Here is a 20,207-nt window from a genome sequence, read left to right as displayed (position 1 = left end):
GTTCTCTGCGTCTACCTCGACTGCGCTATGTATTCACGCAGACGTAACATCCTATAAAAGATGCTGGGTTCCCCCATTCGGAAATCTCTGGATCATAGCTTACTTACAGCTCCCCAAAGCATATCGGTGTTAGTCCCGTCCTTCATCGGCTCCTAGTGCCAAGGCATCCACCGTGCGCCCTTATTCACTTAACCTTTGACCTTACGGTCGGTTTTGAGTACTTCTTCTAGCGATAGAAGGTTGCTCAAGAAAATAAGCGTTGAACTTATTAAAAAACTCTTTTAACATTTCAACTCGGTGTGTGTTACTTGTTTTGATTATTTCTTCGATATCCAGTTTTCAATGAACAAATTTTGTTTGAGAGTAAACCTCTCAAAACTGAACAAAGGCAAACGATGTGTAGTCTTCCGAAATATTCCTTAGAAAGGAGGTGATCCAGCCGCACCTTCCGATACGGCTACCTTGTTACGACTTCACCCCAATCATCTATCCCACCTTAGGCGGCTGGCTCCAAAAAGGTTACCTCACCGACTTCGGGTGTTACAAACTCTCGTGGTGTGACGGGCGGTGTGTACAAGGCCCGGGAACGTATTCACCGCGGCGTGCTGATCCGCGATTACTAGCGATTCCGGCTTCATGTAGGCGAGTTGCAGCCTACAATCCGAACTGAGAGAAGCTTTAAGAGATTAGCTTAGCCTCGCGACTTCGCAACTCGTTGTACTTCCCATTGTAGCACGTGTGTAGCCCAGGTCATAAGGGGCATGATGATTTGACGTCATCCCCACCTTCCTCCGGTTTGTCACCGGCAGTCTCGCTAGAGTGCCCAACTAAATGATGGCAACTAACAATAAGGGTTGCGCTCGTTGCGGGACTTAACCCAACATCTCACGACACGAGCTGACGACAACCATGCACCACCTGTCACTTTGCCCCCGAAGGGGAAGCTCTATCTCTAGAGTGGTCAAAGGATGTCAAGACCTGGTAAGGTTCTTCGCGTTGCTTCGAATTAAACCACATGCTCCACCGCTTGTGCGGGCCCCCGTCAATTCCTTTGAGTTTCAACCTTGCGGTCGTACTCCCCAGGCGGAGTGCTTAATGCGTTTGCTGCAGCACTGAAGGGCGGAAACCCTCCAACACTTAGCACTCATCGTTTACGGCGTGGACTACCAGGGTATCTAATCCTGTTCGCTCCCCACGCTTTCGAGCCTCAGCGTCAGTTACAGACCAGAGAGCCGCCTTCGCCACTGGTGTTCCTCCATATATCTACGCATTTCACCGCTACACATGGAATTCCACTCTCCTCTTCTGCACTCAAGTCTCCCAGTTTCCAATGACCCTCCCCGGTTGAGCCGGGGGCTTTCACATCAGACTTAAGAAACCGCCTGCGCTCGCTTTACGCCCAATAAATCCGGACAACGCTTGCCACCTACGTATTACCGCGGCTGCTGGCACGTAGTTAGCCGTGGCTTTCTGGTTAGATACCGTCAAGGGATGAACGTTTTACTCTCATCCTTGTTCTTCTCTAACAACAGAGTTTTACGATCCGAAAACCTTCTTCACTCACGCGGCGTTGCTCGGTCAGACTTTCGTCCATTGCCGAAGATTCCCTACTGCTGCCTCCCGTAGGAGTCTGGGCCGTGTCTCAGTCCCAGTGTGGCCGATCACCCTCTCAGGTCGGCTATGCATCGTTGCCTTGGTGAGCCGTTACCTCACCAACTAGCTAATGCACCGCGGGTCCATCCATCAGTGACGCAAAAGCGCCTTTCAACTTTCTTCCATGCGGAAAATAGTGTTATACGGTATTAGCACCTGTTTCCAAGTGTTATCCCCTTCTGATGGGCAGGTTACCCACGTGTTACTCACCCGTTCGCCACTCTTTTTCTTTCGGTGGAGCAAGCTCCGGTGAAAGAAAAAGCGTTCGACTTGCATGTATTAGGCACGCCGCCAGCGTTCGTCCTGAGCCAGGATCAAACTCTCATAATGATTTGTTTGAATGACCATACGGTCATTAAGCTCATAAAAATTAACTTTGCTAGCTATTGCTTGCATGTATTTGTTCCAATAAATTGAAACGTCCTACACATTGGTTCGTTTGCTTGCTTTGTTCAGTTTTCAAAGGTCTACCTTGCTGTGTTAGCAACTTTTATATCATATCAGAGCGACATTTAATTGTCAACTCTTTTTTAAAAGTTTTTTTCGCTCGTTGTTTTTCAACTTCGTAGCGGCTGTCTCAGCGACTTAATTAGAATAACAAATGATTTGTTATTTGTCAACAACTTTTTTCAATTAATTTTGTTGATGTATCAACATCAATTAACTGTTTTAAAATTGCGACTTCGTTATAATATCATCTGTCGAGCTGTGCGTCAACTACTTTTTTCAATTCTTTTTAGGAATTCATTTAGTCATTTGGCACATGTAATAATATACCAAGACTTGTGCTATTCGTCAACCATAAAATGATTGATAGACCAACGTTTCTAGTTACTCCGTTTCCAAAGATGATTCGTGATTTTTAGTCCGTTATTTCCGCCTTTTTTAAGGACTTTTTCCGTTATTATTAGCCTATCGTTCGTCTTTTTCCTTTTTGTGTTTTCTTAATTCCTATCATTCTTATAAATTTAAGTATGATTTTATCTATTTTGTGGAATATTTGCTAAAATGGAGAAAAGAATATTGTTCCTAGGAGGACCCAGTATGAAAATACTTGTAGCAGATGATGACAAAGAGATCGTAGAACTATTAAGCATTTACTTACACAATGAAGGCTATGAATCGGTCAAAGCATACGATGGAAAAGAAGCACTGACCAAGATTCGCACCACTTCTGATATCGAGCTATTGATCTTAGATATCATGATGCCTGAAATGGACGGCATGCAAGTCGTCAAAGAATTGAGAAAAGAATCCCAAATCCCCATTATTATGTTGACCGCTAAAACAACCGATATGGATAAGATTCGTGGATTGGTCGCCGGTGCTGATGATTATGTCACCAAACCTTTCAATCCATTAGAAGTCATGGCACGGGTAAAATCGTTATTGAGAAGAACCAAGATGCAGGCTGCTTCAAATCAACCAGAGATTCTGGAAGTAAGCTCACTTATCATCAACCGCGATTCCCATGAAGTAAAAACGGTGGATGGCAATGAGATCCAATTGACCGCATTAGAATTTGGCATCCTCTACTTATTGGCATCGCATCCCAACCGTGTCTTTAGCGCCGATGAGATTTTTGAACGAGTTTGGAAACAAGAAAGTGTCGTTTCTGCCAAAACAGTGATGGTCCATGTCAGTCACTTGCGAGATAAGATCGAAGAAGCCACGGATGGTGAAAAAGTCATCCAAACAGTATGGGGGGTCGGCTACAAAATAGATGCGAAGTAAACCAACTGAAAAAAAGCGCAACACACCAATCGAAAAAAAGAAACGGATCACGTTGACCTCAAAGGAAATCAGTGAGTTATTTGCGGAAGGAATTGTAACGATTGTTCTTTTACTTCTATTAAATGTCGCTATTTTGGTCATCTTGACCTCAATAAGGGAAAACTCACCGGTTTTAGTCGAAGCGATCTATGAATCGAAGAATGCGTTCACGGCTGCCTTCAACACAGATATCTTCCGCAGTGGTCGCAACTTCATTCTACCGATGTTCTTCCTATTAGATGTGATCGTCTTATATTGGCGTTTGATTCGTCGTTACCATCAAATGCAGCTACGTCACATTATCAGCGAGCTGCACTTTATCGCAGAAGGCAACTACGATCATCGCATCCCCTTCGAGTTACGGGGCGATTTAAGTCGGATCGTTTCTAATATCAATGGCTTAGTCGACAGTACGGTGGCGGCGATCGAAGATGAACGGCGGATCGAGCAATCCAAAGATGAGCTGATCACCAATGTCAGTCATGACATTCGGACACCATTGACTTCGATCATCGGCTACTTAGGTCTAATTGAAGATCGACAATACCATTCGGAAGAAGAATTGCTGAAATATACTCATACGGCGTATGTCAAAGCCAAACAAATGAAATCCCTCGTCGATGATTTGTTTGAATACACGAAAGTGCGTCAGCCTAGCGTGCCCATTAATGTGATGGAATTCGATATGGCCCAGCTAGTGGAACAATTGGCGGCAGACTTTGAATTAGAAGCTAGCCGAAAAGGCATCAAGATCGAAACCTACACCCGTCCAGAGCATATCGAAATGGATGGCGATACCGAAAAACTGGTGCGAGTTTTCAACAACCTGCTGTCAAATGCCTTGAAATACGGCAAAGGCGCCGATAAGATCCGCATGGAGGTCGAGAAAGTCGGAACCGAAGCGATCTTAACCGTCAAAAACAATGGGCAGATGATTCCTAAGCAAGCCCTTGATTCTCTATTCGACCGTTTCTATCGAGTGGAAGAATCCCGCTCTCAAGAAACAGGAGGAACTGGCTTAGGTCTAGCGATCGCTCAAAGCATCGTCGCCTTACATGGCGGCTATATCTATGCCAAATCAACGCCAGAATGGACGTCCTTTATTATTCATCTCCCGTTGAAGCGCAACAATTTGTCCAACACACAAACCTATGGTTGACGCCCCAACATTTTTTGGGTATGCTAAAGAAAATAATCAAGGCACAGAACCTAGTATATTTTTTTCATCTAGTAAAGAGAGCTGATGGTTGGTGAAAATCAGTGTTGGAAAAAATAGAATCCAGTTCTTTAACGTGTATTTTTCGAAAGAAAAATCGTTGGCTCACGATACGAGCAGCAAGGGCAGCGCAAGCTGAACTTGGGTGGCACCGCGAATGGTCATTTCGTCCCAAGCAACACGGGATCGGAATGGCCTTTTTTCTATGGAAAAATCAAAGGAGGATGTATCACTATGTTAGATGTAAAAATGATTCGCCAAAATTTTGCTGAAGTACAAAGCAAACTCGCAACACGAGGCGTGCAAAAAGAAGTATTGGACCGCTTTTTAACGCTTGACGAACGTCGCAGAGAACTCTTAGTCCAAACGGAAGAACGCAAGAAATTGCGCAACGATGTTTCTGGTGAGATCGCTGCCTTGAAACGGGCAAAAGAAGACGCGGCTGATAAAATTGCCCAAATGAAAGAAGTCGGCAGCCAAATCAAGCAATTGGATGAAGAGATCGCTCAAATTGATGAAGACATCAAAGAGATCGCCACGACGTTACCGAACTTGCCGAATGATTCTGTTCCGGTGGGCAAAGATGAAGACGACAATGTAGAAGTCCGCCGCTGGGCAGAACCAAAAGCCTTTGCCTTTGAACCAAAACCGCATTGGGAGATCGCTGAAGAGTTGGGGATCCTCGACTTTGAGCGGGGCGCCAAAGTTTCTGGCAGCCGCTTTGTTTACTACAAAGGCTTAGGTGCTCGTTTGGAACGTGCCTTATACAACTTCATGTTGGATCAGCATGTCTATGAGCATGGCTATACCGAGATGATCACCCCTTATATCGTCAATAGCCAAGCAATGTTTGGCACGGGACAATTTCCAAAGTTCAAAGAAGATGTTTTCCAATTGGCAGACACGGATTTGACTTTGATTCCGACTGCTGAAGTACCTTTGACCAATTACTATCAAGGGGAGATCTTAGAACAAGAACAGCTCCCTGCCTACTTCACTGCCTTGAGCCCATCATTTCGTTCAGAAGCTGGCAGCGCTGGTCGTGATACCCGCGGCTTGATTCGTCTGCACCAATTCAATAAAGTTGAAATGGTGAAATTCAGTGATGCTGACCATTCTTATGAAGAATTAGAAAAGATGACGGCTAATGCCGAAGATATTTTGCAAAAACTCAACTTGCCTTACCGAGTGCTTAGCTTGTGTACAGGAGATATGGGCTTTTCTGCAGCAAAGACCTATGATTTAGAAGTATGGATCCCTGCTCAGGAAATGTACCGTGAGATCAGCTCTTGCTCAAACTGTGAAGACTTCCAAGCACGCCGTGCCATGATCCGTTACCGCGATCAAGAGGGCAAGATTCACTACATGCATACACTAAATGGCTCTGGTCTGGCTGTCGGTCGGACGGTAGCCGCAGTGCTTGAAAATTATCAAAACGAAGACGGCAGTGTAACGGTACCAGAAGTTCTGGTTCCTTACATGGGCGGACTGACAAAAATCGAAAAAGCCTAAGCCTTAGCACCCTTAATTGCACCCCCTTCGTAACAGTCACTCCACGTGATCTGTTACGAAGGGGTTTTCTAGTTCACCTAATAGATAGTGGTTGCAAAAGACCCCCTAACGCCTTTGATCGCTTCTTGCAAGAGAAACAACGCAACAAGGCTGTAATTTTTAAATGAATAATTAGAAAAATCCCTTCATCTTTTTAAGTCTCTATCAGAAACCGGGCATGATCGTTGAAAGTACCTGTGACTTATGGTAACGTGGGCATAATTTAGGATGGAATGAAGGGAGCTTCACCAATGCCCGAAGGAAAGACCTATGCCCGTCGGAGTGACTTGCACAAGAAACCAAACAATAATCAAAAACGAACAGCATCCGCTGAAGAAAGACCGAAAGGACCACCCTCGAGAAAGAAGCCGTATCGAAAAGCAATTTTTTCCTTATTTGCCTTATTATTGATCGTTCTGATCGCAACGGCTGGCTCAGTCCTTTACACGTTACACCAACAAGAAGTCGCCGCCCAAGAAAAATATGAGGCGGCTGCGGAGAAATTACTGGCATCAATCCAAGCAGAACAAAGCCAAAATGGGTTAAAAACAACGCCTGAAGTGCTCTCCAAAGGCGCAACCAAAGAATTGATCTACCGCCCGCAAGACCTTGATACGTTTCCCATCAAAGATATCAAAGAACGGTTGACACAAGCCGCTGATCACTTGCGTAAAAAACAAACGAAAAAAGAAGTCGTCACCGTTGCCCGCATCCAAGCACAAGCAGCGGCTTCAAAGGTGTCTACTTATTCATTGAAAGCCGACAGCTATGTGTGGAATCGAGAAACCGGACGTTTTGAAGATGCGGACAGCCTAACGGATGCACCGATCTTCATATCAGAGAAGACGCAAACCGAATTGTCTTTGAAAGAACTGGTTCCTGATGAAGGCAGCTTATTAGGTATTCAACAAGTCATTCAGCAAAAACTGCTGGATCAAGCCAAAGACCCCGCCAAAATCATCGACGCCGTCTTGGCCATGGAGCGGATCACCTTCGATTCGAAATTTACTTATGATCCAGAGAAGCTGACCATCGAATTGCCAAAAAATCAGACGGGAGCGACGGAAATCACCCTGTCTTACAGCGAGATCGCCCCATTCATTGATCCTGATCTCGTGGCTGCTGACCAACTCAACAATGCCTTGCCAAGTTTAGACCCCAATAAAAAATACGTGGCATTGACCTTTGATGATGGACCCAACAGTACATCCACCATGGATCTGTTGAACATCTTACAAGAAAATGACGTCAAAGCGACCTTCTTTATGCTGGGACAAATGGTAGAGCAATATCCGCAAGCTGCTAAAAAAGTCCAAGAAGCTGGACACGAGATCGCCAGTCATTCTTACTCTCATCCGCAGCTGAATACTCTTTCAGCGGAAGATTTGCAGGCAGAAGTCACAAAAACCAACAAAGCCATTTATAATGCGACGGGTTTACTACCTAGAAATTTACGGCCCCCTTATGGCGCTATCGACAAACAAAGCGCACAAACCATTGGCATGCCGATCATTCAATGGGACATCGATTCTCAAGACTGGAAATTGAAGGATCCGAAGAAGATCAATGCCTTGGTGCAACAAAATGTCTTTAATGGTGCCATGATCTTGATCCATGATATTCACCCGAAATCTGTGAAAGCCGTACCGGGAGTCATTAAAATGCTCAAAAACGAAGGCTACGAATTCGTGACTGTCGATCAATTATTAGAAGCACGGCAAAAACCATTGCATCAATACTTTGGGATGAACGACGAGCGCCTCGTTGACTAAATAAAAAAAGGAATGCAGCAAATTGTCTCTTGCTGCGTTCCTTTTTGGTTGTTGGATCGTTCCCTCTTTTTTTAGCCCTTCTTATCCTCATATACATTAGTCACAAAAATTTGGATCAACAGTTCAGCGACAGCTTTTGGCGACATCGTTGAGAAATCTTTGAGCCAGCGTTCGATCAACCCGATAGACCCGCAGACAAAAAAGCTAAGACACAGTTCCAATTCTTCCTCGGAAGCATCTTGAAAGTATTGGGCAAACCGTTTCAAGGTCTCCGGTTTGATCTCTGACAATAAAAGATTCAGCAAATGGCTGTTGTTCAACAAAATCAAATGGGTCGTACTAGGATTCTCATACAAAATCGTCAACAGCTTTTCCAACCAAAGATCCAATGACAAATTTTCCTGCTGCAAGTTCGATGCGATCTGCTCAACAAGCTCCCCTTCGATTTCCTCCAACAAAGCGGCCGTATCCTTATAATATTTATAAAATGTTCCTCGGTTGATATCGGCTCGTTCCGCAATCTCTTTGATCGTGATTTTGCGGTACTCTTTTTCCAACAATAACTCCTGAAAGGCGCGTCGGATCACTTTTTTCGAGTAGATCGTTCGACGATTCCCCACAGTCCCCACCATATCATTTCCCCTTTTCTCTGTACATTTGATCAATATTTGTCTATTTAATGACAAATACGTAAGCATTGAGGATTGCTCTTACTTTTCTTTCTTAGTATACTAACACCATGTGATTAAATCAACACGTGTTTAAAAAATGGAGGCTTTATTAATGAGTTATGTTGAAGTAAAGAATGAATATAAACGCTATCAGATGGGCGAAACCACCATCACTGCCAACAACGATCTTTCCTTTGCCATTGAAGAAGGCGAATTAGTGGTGATCCTTGGACCCAGTGGTGCAGGAAAATCGACCGTTTTGAATATTTTAGGCGGGATGGATTCGCCAGATGAAGGACAAATCATTATCGACAATGTCGATATCGCGAAGTTTAACGACAAACAGCTGACGGAATACCGCCGCAAAGACGTCGGGTTCGTCTTCCAGTTTTATAATTTGGTGCCGAACCTGACAGCGAAAGAAAACATTGAATTGGCAACAGAAGTCTCACCGAATGCACTCGATCCTGATGAAGTCTTAGCACAAGTCGGGTTAGAAAACCGTAAAAACAACTTTCCTTCGCAGCTCTCTGGTGGGGAACAGCAGCGGGTATCGATCGCTCGGGCGTTAGCCAAAAACCCGAAATTACTATTATGCGATGAACCGACTGGTGCCTTGGATTTTGAAACAGGCAAACAAGTGTTGAAGCTTTTGCAAAACGCCAGTCGGAAAAACGGCAATACGGTGCTGATCATTACCCATAACAGCGCCATTGCCCCGATCGCCGATCGGGTGATCCATATCAACGATGCCACTGTCCGTTCCATTGAAGAGAATCCTCATCCAATCTCGATCGATGAAATCGTTTGGTAGGAGGATCTGATGAAAAATAAGACCTATCTTAAAGCAAGTTTGCGAGAGATTCGCCAATCAAAAGGCCGCTTTATCGCAATCACCTTGATCATTTTTTTAGGAACGTTTCTCTTTGTCGGTATCAAAGCGACCGGCCCGATCCTGAACCATTCCGCGAGTGAATATGTCAACGGTCAGCATTTAGCAGATCTGCAAGTCACTTCCACGCTGGGATTGACGGAGGACGACATTGATGCGGCGGAAAAAAGCGGTGCTCACACAGAAGCCGCCTATCAATTTTATTACGCTGCCAATTCAGATGAAGTCGTGCAAGTGACCTCTTATGATCCCTCACAGGAACTCAACCAGCTACTGGTGAAGGACGGCCGACTGCCAGAAAAAGCCGATGAAATCGTGCTGGACACCGAAGCAAAAAATTATGGCTGGCAAATAGGGGATACTTTTACGATCGATGATGCCGATAATCTGTCGGACAAAGACTATACGGTCGTTGGGTTCGCCACCTCTCCCATTTATATCAGTGCTGCCGAACGTGGCTATGCGAATGTCGGCAGCGGTGTCGTGACGTATTTTGCTTATGTGCCGGAAGAACAGTTCAAGATGGAGGTCAAAACGATCCTTTATCTCGCCTTTGATGATGTCGCTGGCCTTGAAACATACTCCGATGCTTACACCGACAAGATGGCAGCCCATCAAGAAACGATTGAGGAACTGTTTGCGGATCGCCCTAAAGAACGCTTAGCAGAAATTCAGCAAGATGCTTTTGATGAATTAGCGCCTGCAGAAAAAGAAGTCCGCGATGGACAAAAACAGTTAGCTGATGGACAAGCCCAACTGGATCAGGCCAAAGCGGAACTAGAACAACAGCAAGCCGCCTTGGCACAGCTGCCGCCCGTACAACAAGCAGCCCTCGAAGGCCAATTGACCACTGGGGAAGAAGAGTTGACTCGGCAGCAAACCCAATTAGATGAACAGCAACAAGAACTAACCGATGCCCAACAAACACTGGCAGAAAAACGTGCAGAGATCGAAGACTTGGCAGAACCCACGTATCTTTACAACCAACGCAAAGATAACCCCGGTTTCCAAGAATATGGTGGGCTGTCTGATCGTATCGCAGCGATCGCCAATGTGTTCCCTGTCTTCTTCTTCTTTATCGCTGCGTTGATCACCTTTACGACACTGACGCGGATGGTAGAAGAAAACCGCAAAGAGATCGGGACCTTAAAAGCGATGGGCTATGGCAAAGTCGAGATCTCCCTTAAATATTTGATTTATGCCCTCCTGTCTTCGGCCATTGGCATTATCAGTGGTGCCGTATTAGGGACGGAACTGTTGCCGCGTTTGATTTATTTTCTATCCAGCGAACGGTATCTTTTAGACGGGATTCGCGTCTATTATGTCTGGTCGCCAATTATTTTGGCCGCGATCGCCTTTTTACTGGCGACGCTCGGTGCTTGCCTCTTTGTTTTGATCAAAGAATTGCGGGAAAAACCTGCCCAGCTACTGCAAGTTCGGGCGCCAAAACCTGGGAAACGGATTTTATTAGAGGCCATTACGCCCTTATGGTCACGTTTAAGCTTCAATCAAAAAGTCAGCTTCCGTAACATCTTCCGCTACAAATCGCGAATGATCATGGCAATCATTGGCATCGCCGGCTGTACGGGACTGATGGTGGCAGGCGTTGGGTTGAAAGATTCCTTAAGTGCTGTGACTGCGAAACAATTTGGGCCCATTACGGATTATCAAGCCGTCGTGACCTTAAATGATGCGAAGGAAGAAACCGTTGCTGCCGCTGAAACGGTTTTAACAGACGATCCTCTTGTGACCCATTCGATGCTAGTCTACAATGAAACGATCGAGATTCGACCAGCTGACCAAGGAAAACAAAGTTTGACCTTGATGGTTCCGGCAGATCAAGAAGCGTTTACCGACTATGTCCATTTGAAAACAACGGCAGGTCAGAAGCTGCCATTAACAGAAGGTGCCGTGCTGACTATGAAATACGCAGAATTGTATGATCTGCAGGTTGGGGATACATTGACCTTCTATACTAGCGATCAAGAAGCTTTTGAAGTACCTATCAGCGGCATCGCAGAAAACTATTTAGGCAATTCCCTTTATCTGTCACCGACTCTTTACGAAGAAATCACCGACAGTACTTTTGAACCGAATGCGTTCTTAGTCAAAAGCAAGACGATGACGAAAAAACAAGAGGAAGCTTTATCAACAGCCTTGTTAGATACCGACAAAGTCAAAAACACGACGTTCCTTTCTACTCAGATCAAAATGCAGGATGATTCGATGGGCAACTTGAACTCCATTGTCTTGATCTTAGTTGTACTATCAGGGGCATTAGCCTTTGTCGTCTTGTATAACTTGACCAACATCAATGTTTCCGAGCGGATTCGCGAGCTTTCTACTATTAAAGTATTAGGGTTTTACAATAAAGAAGTCACCATGTACATCGTACGGGAAAATATCGTTTTTACGTTATTTGGGATTCTCGCAGGTTACGTGGTAGGTTACTTCTTGACTGACTTTATTTTGATCCAAGCTTCGATGGAAAACATGGTCTTTCCATTAGTGATCAATTGGCCGGCTTATGCTTTAGCCGGCGGCATGACGATTCTCTTTACGATCATCGTGATGTACGTCACCCATGTAAAACTGACTCATGTCAACATGATCGATGCGTTGAAATCAAACGAATAAGCTGCTGCTAAAGCGATTTGCTGATCATCAAGCAGCGATTTTAAAGAAAAGAACGCCACTCTTGCCTAGATAGCTGAGAGTGACGTTCTTTTTTGAACAAATAATCCCCTCTGTCCACTTTTGAACAGAGGGGGCGTTGGTTTTCACGTGAAACATTTTATGATTTTACAGAGTAGTTTGGTGCTTCTTTCGTGATTTGAACATCGTGGGGATGTGATTCTTTTAGTCCGTTGCCGCTCATTTGGATGAATTGTGCTTCATCACGTAATTGCTGTAGATTGCCAGCACCGACATAACCCATCCCTGATTTCAAGCCTCCGATCATTTGGAAGATGATATCAGAAACGCTGCCTTTATAAGCGACACGCCCTTCGATGCCTTCTGGAACCAATTTGTTGGCTTCGTTTACGCCACCTTGGAAGTAACGGTCGCTGGAGCCTTTTTCCATTGCCCCCAATGAACCCATTCCCCGGTAGGTTTTGAAGCGTCGGCCTTGATAGATTTCAAATTCACCTGGTGATTCATCGGTTCCTGCCAACATGCTACCTAGCATTACGGCATGTCCGCCAGCTGCTAAAGCTTTGACGATATCCCCAGAGTATTTGATCCCACCATCGGCAATGATTGCTTTGCCGTATTGACGTGCCACAGAGGCTGCATCATAGATCGCGGTCAATTGAGGAACTCCGACACCGGCTACCACCCGAGTAGTACAGATCGAACCTGGACCGATCCCGACTTTTACGACATCGACACCAGCATCATACAATGCTTTCGTGCCTTCTGCAGTGGCAACATTTCCCGCAATCAATGTCGCTTCTGGGAAATGCGCACGAATTTCAGAGATTTTGCGTAAAACACCCGCACTGTGTCCGTGGGCAGTATCAATAACAATCGCGTCCACGCCTGCATCCAATAATGCTTGTGCGCGCTCAAAGGTATCGCTGGTAACGCCGACTGCCGCTGCCACTAATAGGCGTCCATGCGTGTCTTTGGCTGCATTCGGGAATTCGATCACTTTTTCAATATCTTTGATAGTGATCAAACCGCTTAAGATCCCTGCTTCATCAACGATCGGTAATTTTTCGATCTTGTGTTGTTGTAAGATTTTTTCAGCGTCTTTCAACGACGTACCGACAGGTGCTGTGATCAATTGGTCTTTGGTCATCACATCATTGATCGGCATCGTATAATCCGTGACAAAACGCATGTCGCGGTTCGTGATGATACCGACTAATTTGCGGTTTTCCATCGTTTCTACGATCGGTACCCCGCTGATGCGGTACTTGCTCATCAAATGTTCTGCATCAGCAACTAAGTGGCTTGGTGTTAAGAAAAACGGATCGATGATCACGCCGCTTTCAGAACGTTTTACTTTGCGCACTTCATCTGCTTGCGCTGCGATACTCATGTTTTTGTGAATTACGCCAAGTCCTCCTTGACGCGCCATTGAGATCGCCATTTTACTATCAGTTACGGTATCCATACTGGCACTTATGATTGGAATATTTAGTGTAATATTCGGGGCAAGCTGCACTTTCATATCCACGTCATTTGGCAAGACGTGACTTTCTGCCGGAATCAATAAGACATCATCAAACGTTAACCCTTTTTTTACAAATTTGGTTTCCCAGTTGGACATTTTTGTAACCACTCCTTAAAGTTTTTAGGTATTTTAAAAAAAATAGCAAAGATTTTTTCATAAGTCAACCATTCGGAAAGCTTTCTTAATAATCCTCTTCAAACCTTTGGTTAAATCTCATAATTCGCCATTTTTTCTAAAAAAACGGTTCTACAATATTTAGTGTTGGTGGAAAATCTACGGATTTTCTATTGACACTTTTTTTGTAAAAAAAGATAGAAAAAGAGATAGCCTAACTGGTAGAATTTAGTCGTCTAAAACAAAACCAAACCAAGAAAGGATATCTCCATGGATCATTGTACTAGAAAATTGTTAGGTTTAACAGATGAAAATTTATTCTTCGAAGAAGAATGGTTAGAGACAGTAGAAGAAGAGGGGTTTCGCATCAATCTTATCCATGCCAAACTTAGCTATATACCAAGCCATTGCCGTAAATGTGGCATCAAAAATGAAGGACAAATCATCAAGAATGGCTCACACAAAACAAAAGTTCAACTTTTGCCTTATCGAGACACCAAAACAGAATTACGCTTGGTACGTACGCGCTTTTACTGTAAAGAATGTCAGTCGACATTCAATGCTCAGACAAACTTGGTGGATGAAAACTGCTATCTTTCAAAAGAATTAAAGGTTCAAATCGCCTTGGAGCTGGCCAAGAATACAACAAGAAAAGAAATTGCCGATCGCTATTTTGTCTCTGACGTAACCGTTCTGCGTGTCCTACACACCTGTTTAAAAACGTATCATCCTCGTTTTGATACGTTACCTTCGGTCCTTTGTTTTGATGAGTTCAAATCAATGAAGTCCTGCAGCGGAAAAATGAGTTTTGTCTTTATGAATGGGCAGACCCAACAATTGATCGGCGTATTGGAGAATCGTCGCCTTGCATTCTTAAAACCATATTTCCTTAAATTCACCCGAAAAGCACGAGCGAACGTGAAATACGTCGTGATGGATATGAATGCCCCTTATTTTGAACTTGTAAAGGCGGTCTTCCCAAACGCAAAAATCGTGACCGATCGCTTTCACATTGTCCAACAAATCACTCGTGCGTTAAACCAGTTGCGAATTAAAACAATGAACAGCTTTCAAAAAACGGAACCGACAAAGTATCGACGATTGAAGCGATTCTGGAAATTGCTCCTTAAGCATGCTTATGATCTGGATAGTTCCAATTATCAATATGATCGATCCTTTCGTAGACCAATGACGCAAAAAGCGATCGTCGATGAACTTTTGAGTTATGACGAACAATTAACAAGGGCTTACGAGACTTGTCAGCTCCTCCTCTATCACTTTAAACACAAGGACAGCCAAAGCTTTTTCGATACGATCAACAGCTTAGATCAACGCCTCCCACAATGGTTTTGTAAGAAGCTGACGTTTTTAAATAAATACAAATTAGGGATTCAATATGCTTTAAAAACCAGGTATAGTAATGGGGCATTAGAAGGAAGAAACAACAAGATAAAAGTGATAAAACGAGTAGCCTACGGCTATCGAAATTTCCACAACTTTCGAGCAAGAATTTATCTCATTCAAGGCTTAATCTTCCAAGTAAAACAAAAACCAGTTAAGCAATCTGCCTAACTGGTTATGACTAAATTTTCAGTTGTATCTTTCTCTACCAACACTAAATGTCGAAGAGCCAAAAAAACACGCTGATCGTGCGGTCTTTTTTAACAAAAGAAGGCGCACGATCAACGTGTAGTCATCAGCCTCTAGGAACAGACATACTGCTGATGATATTGTATTTGCGTTTCAAGTAGTACTTCGCGGCTAATGCCACTGCCCCGATCAAGGCTTCGATCACAGGATCCACTTGTGGATTCAATGGTGGTTGGATCATCGCAGAAAGCGAGATCACAACGATCCATAGCATGAAGGCTGCGACTAAAATCAAAATGATCTTCCACATCTTCGGCCGTTTGCTCTTATCGGCACCTGGGCGTTCATATTGATACATGTATTTGTACATCAAGTAGAAGACCCAACCAGCAAGCATCGCCATCAAGAAGAGGGTCAATAAGCCATAAGGTTGTGCTTGTCCTCTAGTAAAGATTCCCATAACCCCTAACATCAAGCCAAAAATCCCTAAAATCAGCAAGGTGCTATCCAACCACATCAAGAAGGGTCCGGATTCTTTTTGCTCAACGGGTTTGTTGATGATGGCTTCGGTGCGTTCAGACACTGTACCAAATAATTGGCGGGCTGTTTTGCCGCCTTTTTGTTCTTTGACTAAGACCGGCAGCATCTCATGCAAGGCAATCGTTTTTTCTTCTTCAGAAAGGTTGGCTGCCTCTAGCGATTTTTTTAAATCAAATATATATTGTTGGTTTCGTTTTGTTAATTGTTGTTCTAATTCACGATTTTCGGAAACATAATTTCGCAGAGTTTCTGGTTCCATGAATTGATTCTCCCTTCTGCGTTTTCTTCACAATGGACATTTTACCACAAATTCACTGGGAAGAAAGCCCTTTATACGTTAAAACGGAACAACATCACGTCGCCATCTTGCACGACATAATCTTTTCCTTCCAAACGTACCCGACCGGCTTCTTTGGCCGCTTGCATCGTGCCGTATTGGTTCAGATCTTCAAAGGAAACAGTTTCCGCACGAATAAAGCCGCGCTCAAAGTCCGTATGGATGATCCCCGCTGCTTGCGGTGCTTTGATGCCTTTACGGAACGTCCACGCACGCACTTCTTGTTCACCAGCGGTAAAGTACGTTGCTAGACCAAGTAAATCATAGGCAGCACGAATCAATTGATCCAACCCTGATTCTTCAATTCCTAATGCTTCTAAAAACTCTGCTTTGTCTTCTTCTTCCAGCTCAGCGATCTCTTCTTCGGCACGAGCACTGATGACGATCACTTCCGCATTTTCGCTCGCTGCAAATTCCTTCACTTTGTTGACATAGTCATTGGTTTCATAGTCTGCCACGTCTTCTTCTGCTACGTTGGCAACGTATAAAACTGGTTTGGTCGTTAGTAAAAACAAACTTTTGACGATGCGCTGTTCTTCATCTGTAAATTCGATCGAACGAGCTGAGATCCCTTCTTCTAGGACCGGTTTGATTTTATCAAGAACGGCCAATTCCGCCACCGCATCTTTGTCTTTGGTTTTAGCAATTTTTGCGACCCGAGTATAGCGCTTGTTGACGGATTCTAAATCTGCTAAAACCAACTCCAAGTTGATGGTATCGATATCAGCTAATGGGTCCACGCGGCCTTCCACGTGGGTGATGTTGTCGTCGTCGAAACAACGAACGACATGACAGATCGCATCCACTTGGCGGATATGGCTCAAAAATTGGTTGCCTAATCCTTCCCCTTTGCTGGCACCGCGGACGATTCCAGCAATATCCGTAAATTCAAAGGTGGTTGGGACTGTCTTTTTCGGACGGACTAATTCTGTTAAACGCTGTAAGCGCCAATCTGGCACTTCCACCATTCCTACATTCGGATCGATCGTCGCAAACGGATAGTTTGCGGCTTCTGCTCCTGCTTTGGTTATTGCATTAAATAAAGTAGATTTGCCCACATTTGGCAATCCAACGATTCCGGCAGTTAACGCCATGCTTCACTTCACTCTTTCTCTTTTTTTTCTAGGATTTTCTTCATCTTTTTATCAAATTCTCGGCGCGTCATCATGACGATGTGGCCGCAATTCGTACACTTTATTTTGATGTCTGCCCCCATGCGGATGATTTCCCAACGATTGGCTTTGCAGGCATGCGGTTTTTTCATTTCGACAATATCCCCAAGATCATACATCTTTATCACCTCAAGCTTCATCAAATTGAATGTTCAATAAATCTAAAATACGGGTTAAATCTTTTTGTGACAGGTATTCGATCTCGATTTTTCCTTTGCCTTCTTTTTCGCGGATCTCGACATTTGTGCCGAATTTATCCATCAACCGTTCTTCGCTTTCTCGTAAATAGTACGGTTTTTCCCGAATCAGACGCGGAACTTTTTTCTTTTCGTTTTTCGTGTCGTTCATCTCAGCGACCATTTGTTCTAATTGGCGGACTGTCAGATTTTCTTTGACACAACGATTGGCTAATTTTAAGATCTGTTCTTTGTTTTTCAACCCTAATAATGTCCGGGCTTGTCCCATAGACAAACGGTCATCTTGAACCATTTCTTTGACGAGTTTCGGCAAGGACAGTAACCGCAAATAATTGGCGATATACGGGCGGCTTTTCCCTAAGCGTTCAGCGACTTGTGCTTGGGTCAATTTCAAATTTTTCATCAGCATGTCATAAGCTTCTGCTTCTTCTAAAGGATTCAAATCTTCCCGCTGCAAGTTTTCTAAAACGGCGACTTGCATCATCGCTTCTTCATCAAAATTGCGGATGATGGCTGGGATCGTTTCCTTGCCAGCTAGTTTGGACGCTCGAAACCGGCGTTCACCAGCAATGATCTCATAGCCTTTGACGGATGATTGCCGCACGATGATCGGTTGAAAGACCCCCGAATGCTGGATCGAATTGGCTAGTTCTTGTAATGAAAGCTCATCAAAGGTTTTTCGCGGTTGATAAGGGTTGGGTCTTAATTCGTTTAAAGGCAGTTCAACGACTTTTTCTGTCTTGATATCGACTTCTTCTAACCCTTGCAGGTCTTGAAACAACGCATCGATCCCACGCCCTAATCCTTTCCCTTTATTCTTCACGGGCTAACACTTCCTTTGCTAACGTCTGATAGACTTCGGCTCCTTTTGAGCGTGGATCATAATCAATGATCGACAATCCATGACTAGGTGCTTCAGACAACCGGATATTCCGCGGAATAATGGTTTCATATACTTTTTCTTGGAAATAGCGGCGGACTTCTTCCACGACTTCCGCGCCTAAGTTCGTGCGGGCATCATACATCGTCAGTAAGACCCCTTCGATCTCTAACTCAGGGTTAAAATGTTTTTGTACTAAACGCACGGTATTCAATAGTTGGCTCAGCCCTTCTAATGCATAGTACTCACATTGGACTGGGATCAAAATCGAATCACTGGCGGTAAAGGCATTGATCGTCAAATGACCTAAAGATGGTGGGCAATCGATAAAGATATAATCGTATTGTTCTTTGATTTCATTCAAAGCCGATTTCAATCGAGATTCCCGCGCCATCATGGAGGTCAATTCAATTTCCGCACCAGCTAATTGGATCGTCGCTGGAACGATATCCAAGTTTTCCCGACTGCTAGGTAAAATCGCTTCAACGATCGGTGTTTCATTGACTAATACATCATAGATGTCTTGTTCCACATCTGGTTTGCGAATGCCGACACCGCTTGTGGCGTTGCCTTGGGCATCAATATCTACGAGTAACACTTTTTTGCCGACAAATGCTAAGGACGCACCTAGGTTCACCGTTGTGGTGGTTTTGCCTACGCCGCCTTTTTGGTTTGCAACAGAAATAATACGGGCCATTGATTTTCCTCCTATTTGATTGGTTGTTTCGCTGGCATTCCCGGTTTGCGGGGGTATTTCTTTGGCGTTTCTTTTTTCTTTTGAATGATCAAAAGATGGCGTTCATCGCCGCTGACCGGTAAGGTAAAGCTTTTTTCTTCAATAAATTTGCCGCCTAAGAGTGAGATGGCTGGTTTGGCTTCAACCAGTTCTTCCTCGCTTTTGGCAGCTTTGAGCGCATAAAAATAGCCTGCTTTTTTCACCAATGGCACACAGAGTTCCGTTAACACATTCAAACGGGCAACCGCACGAGCAGTCACATAATCGAATTGCCCACGAAATTGCGGGTTTTGACCAAATGTTTCTGCGCGGTCATGGTACAAGTGGACATTTTCCAATTGTAGATCCGTCACAAGGGTTTGTAAAAAGGTGATGCGCTTATTTAAAGAGTCGACGATCGTCACTTCTAATTCAGGAAACACGATTTTTAGTGGAATACTTGGAAAGCCAGCACCTGAACCGACATCACACAAATGACTTTGCGGGTCAAAGGCGGTTTCAAAAGCTAAGGAAACAGAATCGTAGAAATGCTTCAAATACACTTCTGATTTTTCCGTGATTGCAGTTAGATTCATCTTCTGATTCCATTCAACTAAACGCTCGAAATAGACAGCGAATTTTTCCATTTGTTCTTCGGTTAAAACGATCCCGTTTTTGCGTAATTCTTCATGAAATTCTTCAGGTAGCATAACGAATCCTTTCTATTTTGTGAAACAGAAAAATGTTTCACAGACTAGTTCCTACTTTAACGCAAAAAGCAATGTGATGCAATAGCCAGACATTGCTTTCTAGGAGAATTTACCATTTTTTAACTGGGGCTTTAAGGTTGGTTTAAGGCATGGGAATTATACTCATTTCAATCCAAAAAACTTTTTTCATTTTTCCTTGACCAGCGAGGCTGCCAACCCTCCTGGTCAGCTTTTTTCTCAA

General features: G+C 44.1%; 15 protein-coding genes, 2 rRNA genes and 1 other annotated feature (1 of these 18 only partly in view). Of the genes, 7 read left to right on the top strand and 10 right to left on the bottom strand.

Features of this window, described 5'->3' with window-relative positions; translation table 11 throughout:
- Together IGJ15_RS16130 and IGJ15_RS16125 are read right to left on the bottom strand one after the other, a co-directional pair.
- Positions 1-194: ribosomal RNA gene (locus IGJ15_RS16130) — 23S ribosomal RNA — on the bottom strand; it reaches 2,721 nt to the left of the window's first position.
- A gap of 229 nt (positions 195-423) precedes the next feature.
- Positions 424-1,983: ribosomal RNA gene (locus tag IGJ15_RS16125) — 16S ribosomal RNA — on the bottom strand.
- Together the 16S and 23S rRNA genes form the textbook arrangement of a ribosomal RNA operon.
- Positions 1,984-2,697: 714 nt before the next feature.
- Here IGJ15_RS16125 and IGJ15_RS16120 point away from each other — a divergent pair.
- The 4 genes from IGJ15_RS16120 to IGJ15_RS16105 all read left to right on the top strand — a co-directional run bounded on the left by IGJ15_RS16120 (position 2,698) and on the right by IGJ15_RS16105 (position 7,965).
- Positions 2,698-3,387, top strand: a complete 690-nt coding sequence (locus IGJ15_RS16120) for a response regulator transcription factor (RefSeq protein ID WP_008376963.1) — start codon at positions 2,698-2,700, stop codon at positions 3,385-3,387.
- On the top strand, positions 3,377-4,585 hold the full coding sequence (locus tag IGJ15_RS16115) for a sensor histidine kinase (protein ID WP_005226244.1): 1,209 nt from the start codon (positions 3,377-3,379) through the stop codon (positions 4,583-4,585). Before IGJ15_RS16120 ends, IGJ15_RS16115 begins: the two co-directional genes overlap by 11 nt.
- 35 nt (positions 4,586-4,620) lie before the next feature.
- Positions 4,621-4,819: a binding site (T-box leader), on the top strand.
- A gap of 57 nt (positions 4,820-4,876) precedes the next feature.
- Complete coding sequence (gene serS, locus IGJ15_RS16110) at positions 4,877-6,154, top strand: serine--tRNA ligase (RefSeq protein WP_010748454.1); 1,278 nt, start codon at positions 4,877-4,879, stop codon at positions 6,152-6,154.
- A 290-nt stretch (positions 6,155-6,444) separates the two neighbouring features.
- The gene (locus IGJ15_RS16105) at positions 6,445-7,965 is read left to right on the top strand and encodes a polysaccharide deacetylase family protein (RefSeq protein WP_010748455.1); all 1,521 of its coding nucleotides are present in this window, start codon (positions 6,445-6,447) and stop codon (positions 7,963-7,965) included.
- Between the two features lie 71 nt (positions 7,966-8,036).
- Here IGJ15_RS16105 and IGJ15_RS16100 read toward each other — a convergent pair whose 3' ends face one another.
- Complete coding sequence (locus IGJ15_RS16100; RefSeq protein WP_010748456.1) at positions 8,037-8,663, bottom strand: TetR/AcrR family transcriptional regulator; 627 nt, start codon at positions 8,661-8,663, stop codon at positions 8,037-8,039.
- A gap of 85 nt (positions 8,664-8,748) precedes the next feature.
- Between IGJ15_RS16100 and IGJ15_RS16095 the strand changes: the two genes are divergently transcribed.
- Positions 8,749-9,450 (top strand): ABC transporter ATP-binding protein, encoded by a 702-nt coding sequence (locus IGJ15_RS16095; RefSeq protein ID WP_010748457.1) that lies wholly within the window; start codon positions 8,749-8,751, stop codon positions 9,448-9,450.
- 9 nt (positions 9,451-9,459) lie between these two features.
- The gene (locus IGJ15_RS16090; protein WP_430599217.1) at positions 9,460-12,165 is read left to right on the top strand and encodes an FtsX-like permease family protein; all 2,706 of its coding nucleotides are present in this window, start codon (positions 9,460-9,462) and stop codon (positions 12,163-12,165) included.
- Between the two features lie 157 nt (positions 12,166-12,322).
- On the opposite strand, the gene guaB is transcribed toward IGJ15_RS16090, so the two are convergent.
- Positions 12,323-13,807 carry an IMP dehydrogenase gene (guaB, locus tag IGJ15_RS16085; protein ID WP_005226250.1) on the bottom strand — a complete coding sequence of 495 codons (1,485 nt, stop codon included), beginning with the start codon at positions 13,805-13,807 and terminating at the stop codon, positions 12,323-12,325.
- A 288-nt stretch (positions 13,808-14,095) separates the two neighbouring features.
- Here guaB and IGJ15_RS16080 point away from each other — a divergent pair, with 288 nt between their 5' ends.
- Positions 14,096-15,397 (top strand): ISL3 family transposase, encoded by a 1,302-nt coding sequence (locus IGJ15_RS16080; protein ID WP_016249826.1) that lies wholly within the window; start codon positions 14,096-14,098, stop codon positions 15,395-15,397.
- 124 nt (positions 15,398-15,521) lie between these two features.
- Here IGJ15_RS16080 and IGJ15_RS16075 read toward each other — a convergent pair whose 3' ends face one another.
- The 6 genes from IGJ15_RS16075 to rsmG form a co-directional block, all read right to left on the bottom strand.
- Positions 15,522-16,214 (bottom strand): DUF1129 domain-containing protein, encoded by a 693-nt coding sequence (locus IGJ15_RS16075; protein ID WP_010748460.1) that lies wholly within the window; start codon positions 16,212-16,214, stop codon positions 15,522-15,524.
- Positions 16,215-16,285: 71 nt separating this feature from the next.
- Complete coding sequence (ychF, locus tag IGJ15_RS16070; protein ID WP_005226252.1) at positions 16,286-17,386, bottom strand: redox-regulated ATPase YchF; 1,101 nt, start codon at positions 17,384-17,386, stop codon at positions 16,286-16,288.
- An 8-nt stretch (positions 17,387-17,394) separates the two neighbouring features.
- A complete protein-coding gene (locus tag IGJ15_RS16065; RefSeq protein WP_005226253.1) occupies positions 17,395-17,583 on the bottom strand; it encodes a DUF951 domain-containing protein in 189 nt (62 codons plus the stop codon).
- Positions 17,584-17,593: 10 nt separating this feature from the next.
- Positions 17,594-18,484, bottom strand: a complete 891-nt coding sequence (locus IGJ15_RS16060; RefSeq protein WP_005226254.1) for a ParB/RepB/Spo0J family partition protein — start codon at positions 18,482-18,484, stop codon at positions 17,594-17,596.
- Positions 18,474-19,238, bottom strand: a complete 765-nt coding sequence (locus IGJ15_RS16055; protein ID WP_005226255.1) for a ParA family protein — start codon at positions 19,236-19,238, stop codon at positions 18,474-18,476. Before IGJ15_RS16055 ends, IGJ15_RS16060 begins: the two co-directional genes overlap by 11 nt.
- Before the next feature lie 11 nt (positions 19,239-19,249).
- The gene (gene rsmG, locus IGJ15_RS16050) at positions 19,250-19,966 is read right to left on the bottom strand and encodes a 16S rRNA (guanine(527)-N(7))-methyltransferase RsmG (RefSeq protein WP_005226256.1); all 717 of its coding nucleotides are present in this window, start codon (positions 19,964-19,966) and stop codon (positions 19,250-19,252) included.
- Positions 19,967-20,207: the final 241 nt, after the last annotated feature.

Source organism: Enterococcus sp. AZ079 (genome assembly GCF_050547255.1).
In the GTDB taxonomy this organism is placed as follows: domain Bacteria; phylum Bacillota; class Bacilli; order Lactobacillales; family Enterococcaceae; genus Enterococcus_D; species Enterococcus_D casseliflavus.
Note: the sequence above shows the minus strand (reverse complement) of the source record. Positions and strands in the feature narration are given on the sequence as shown.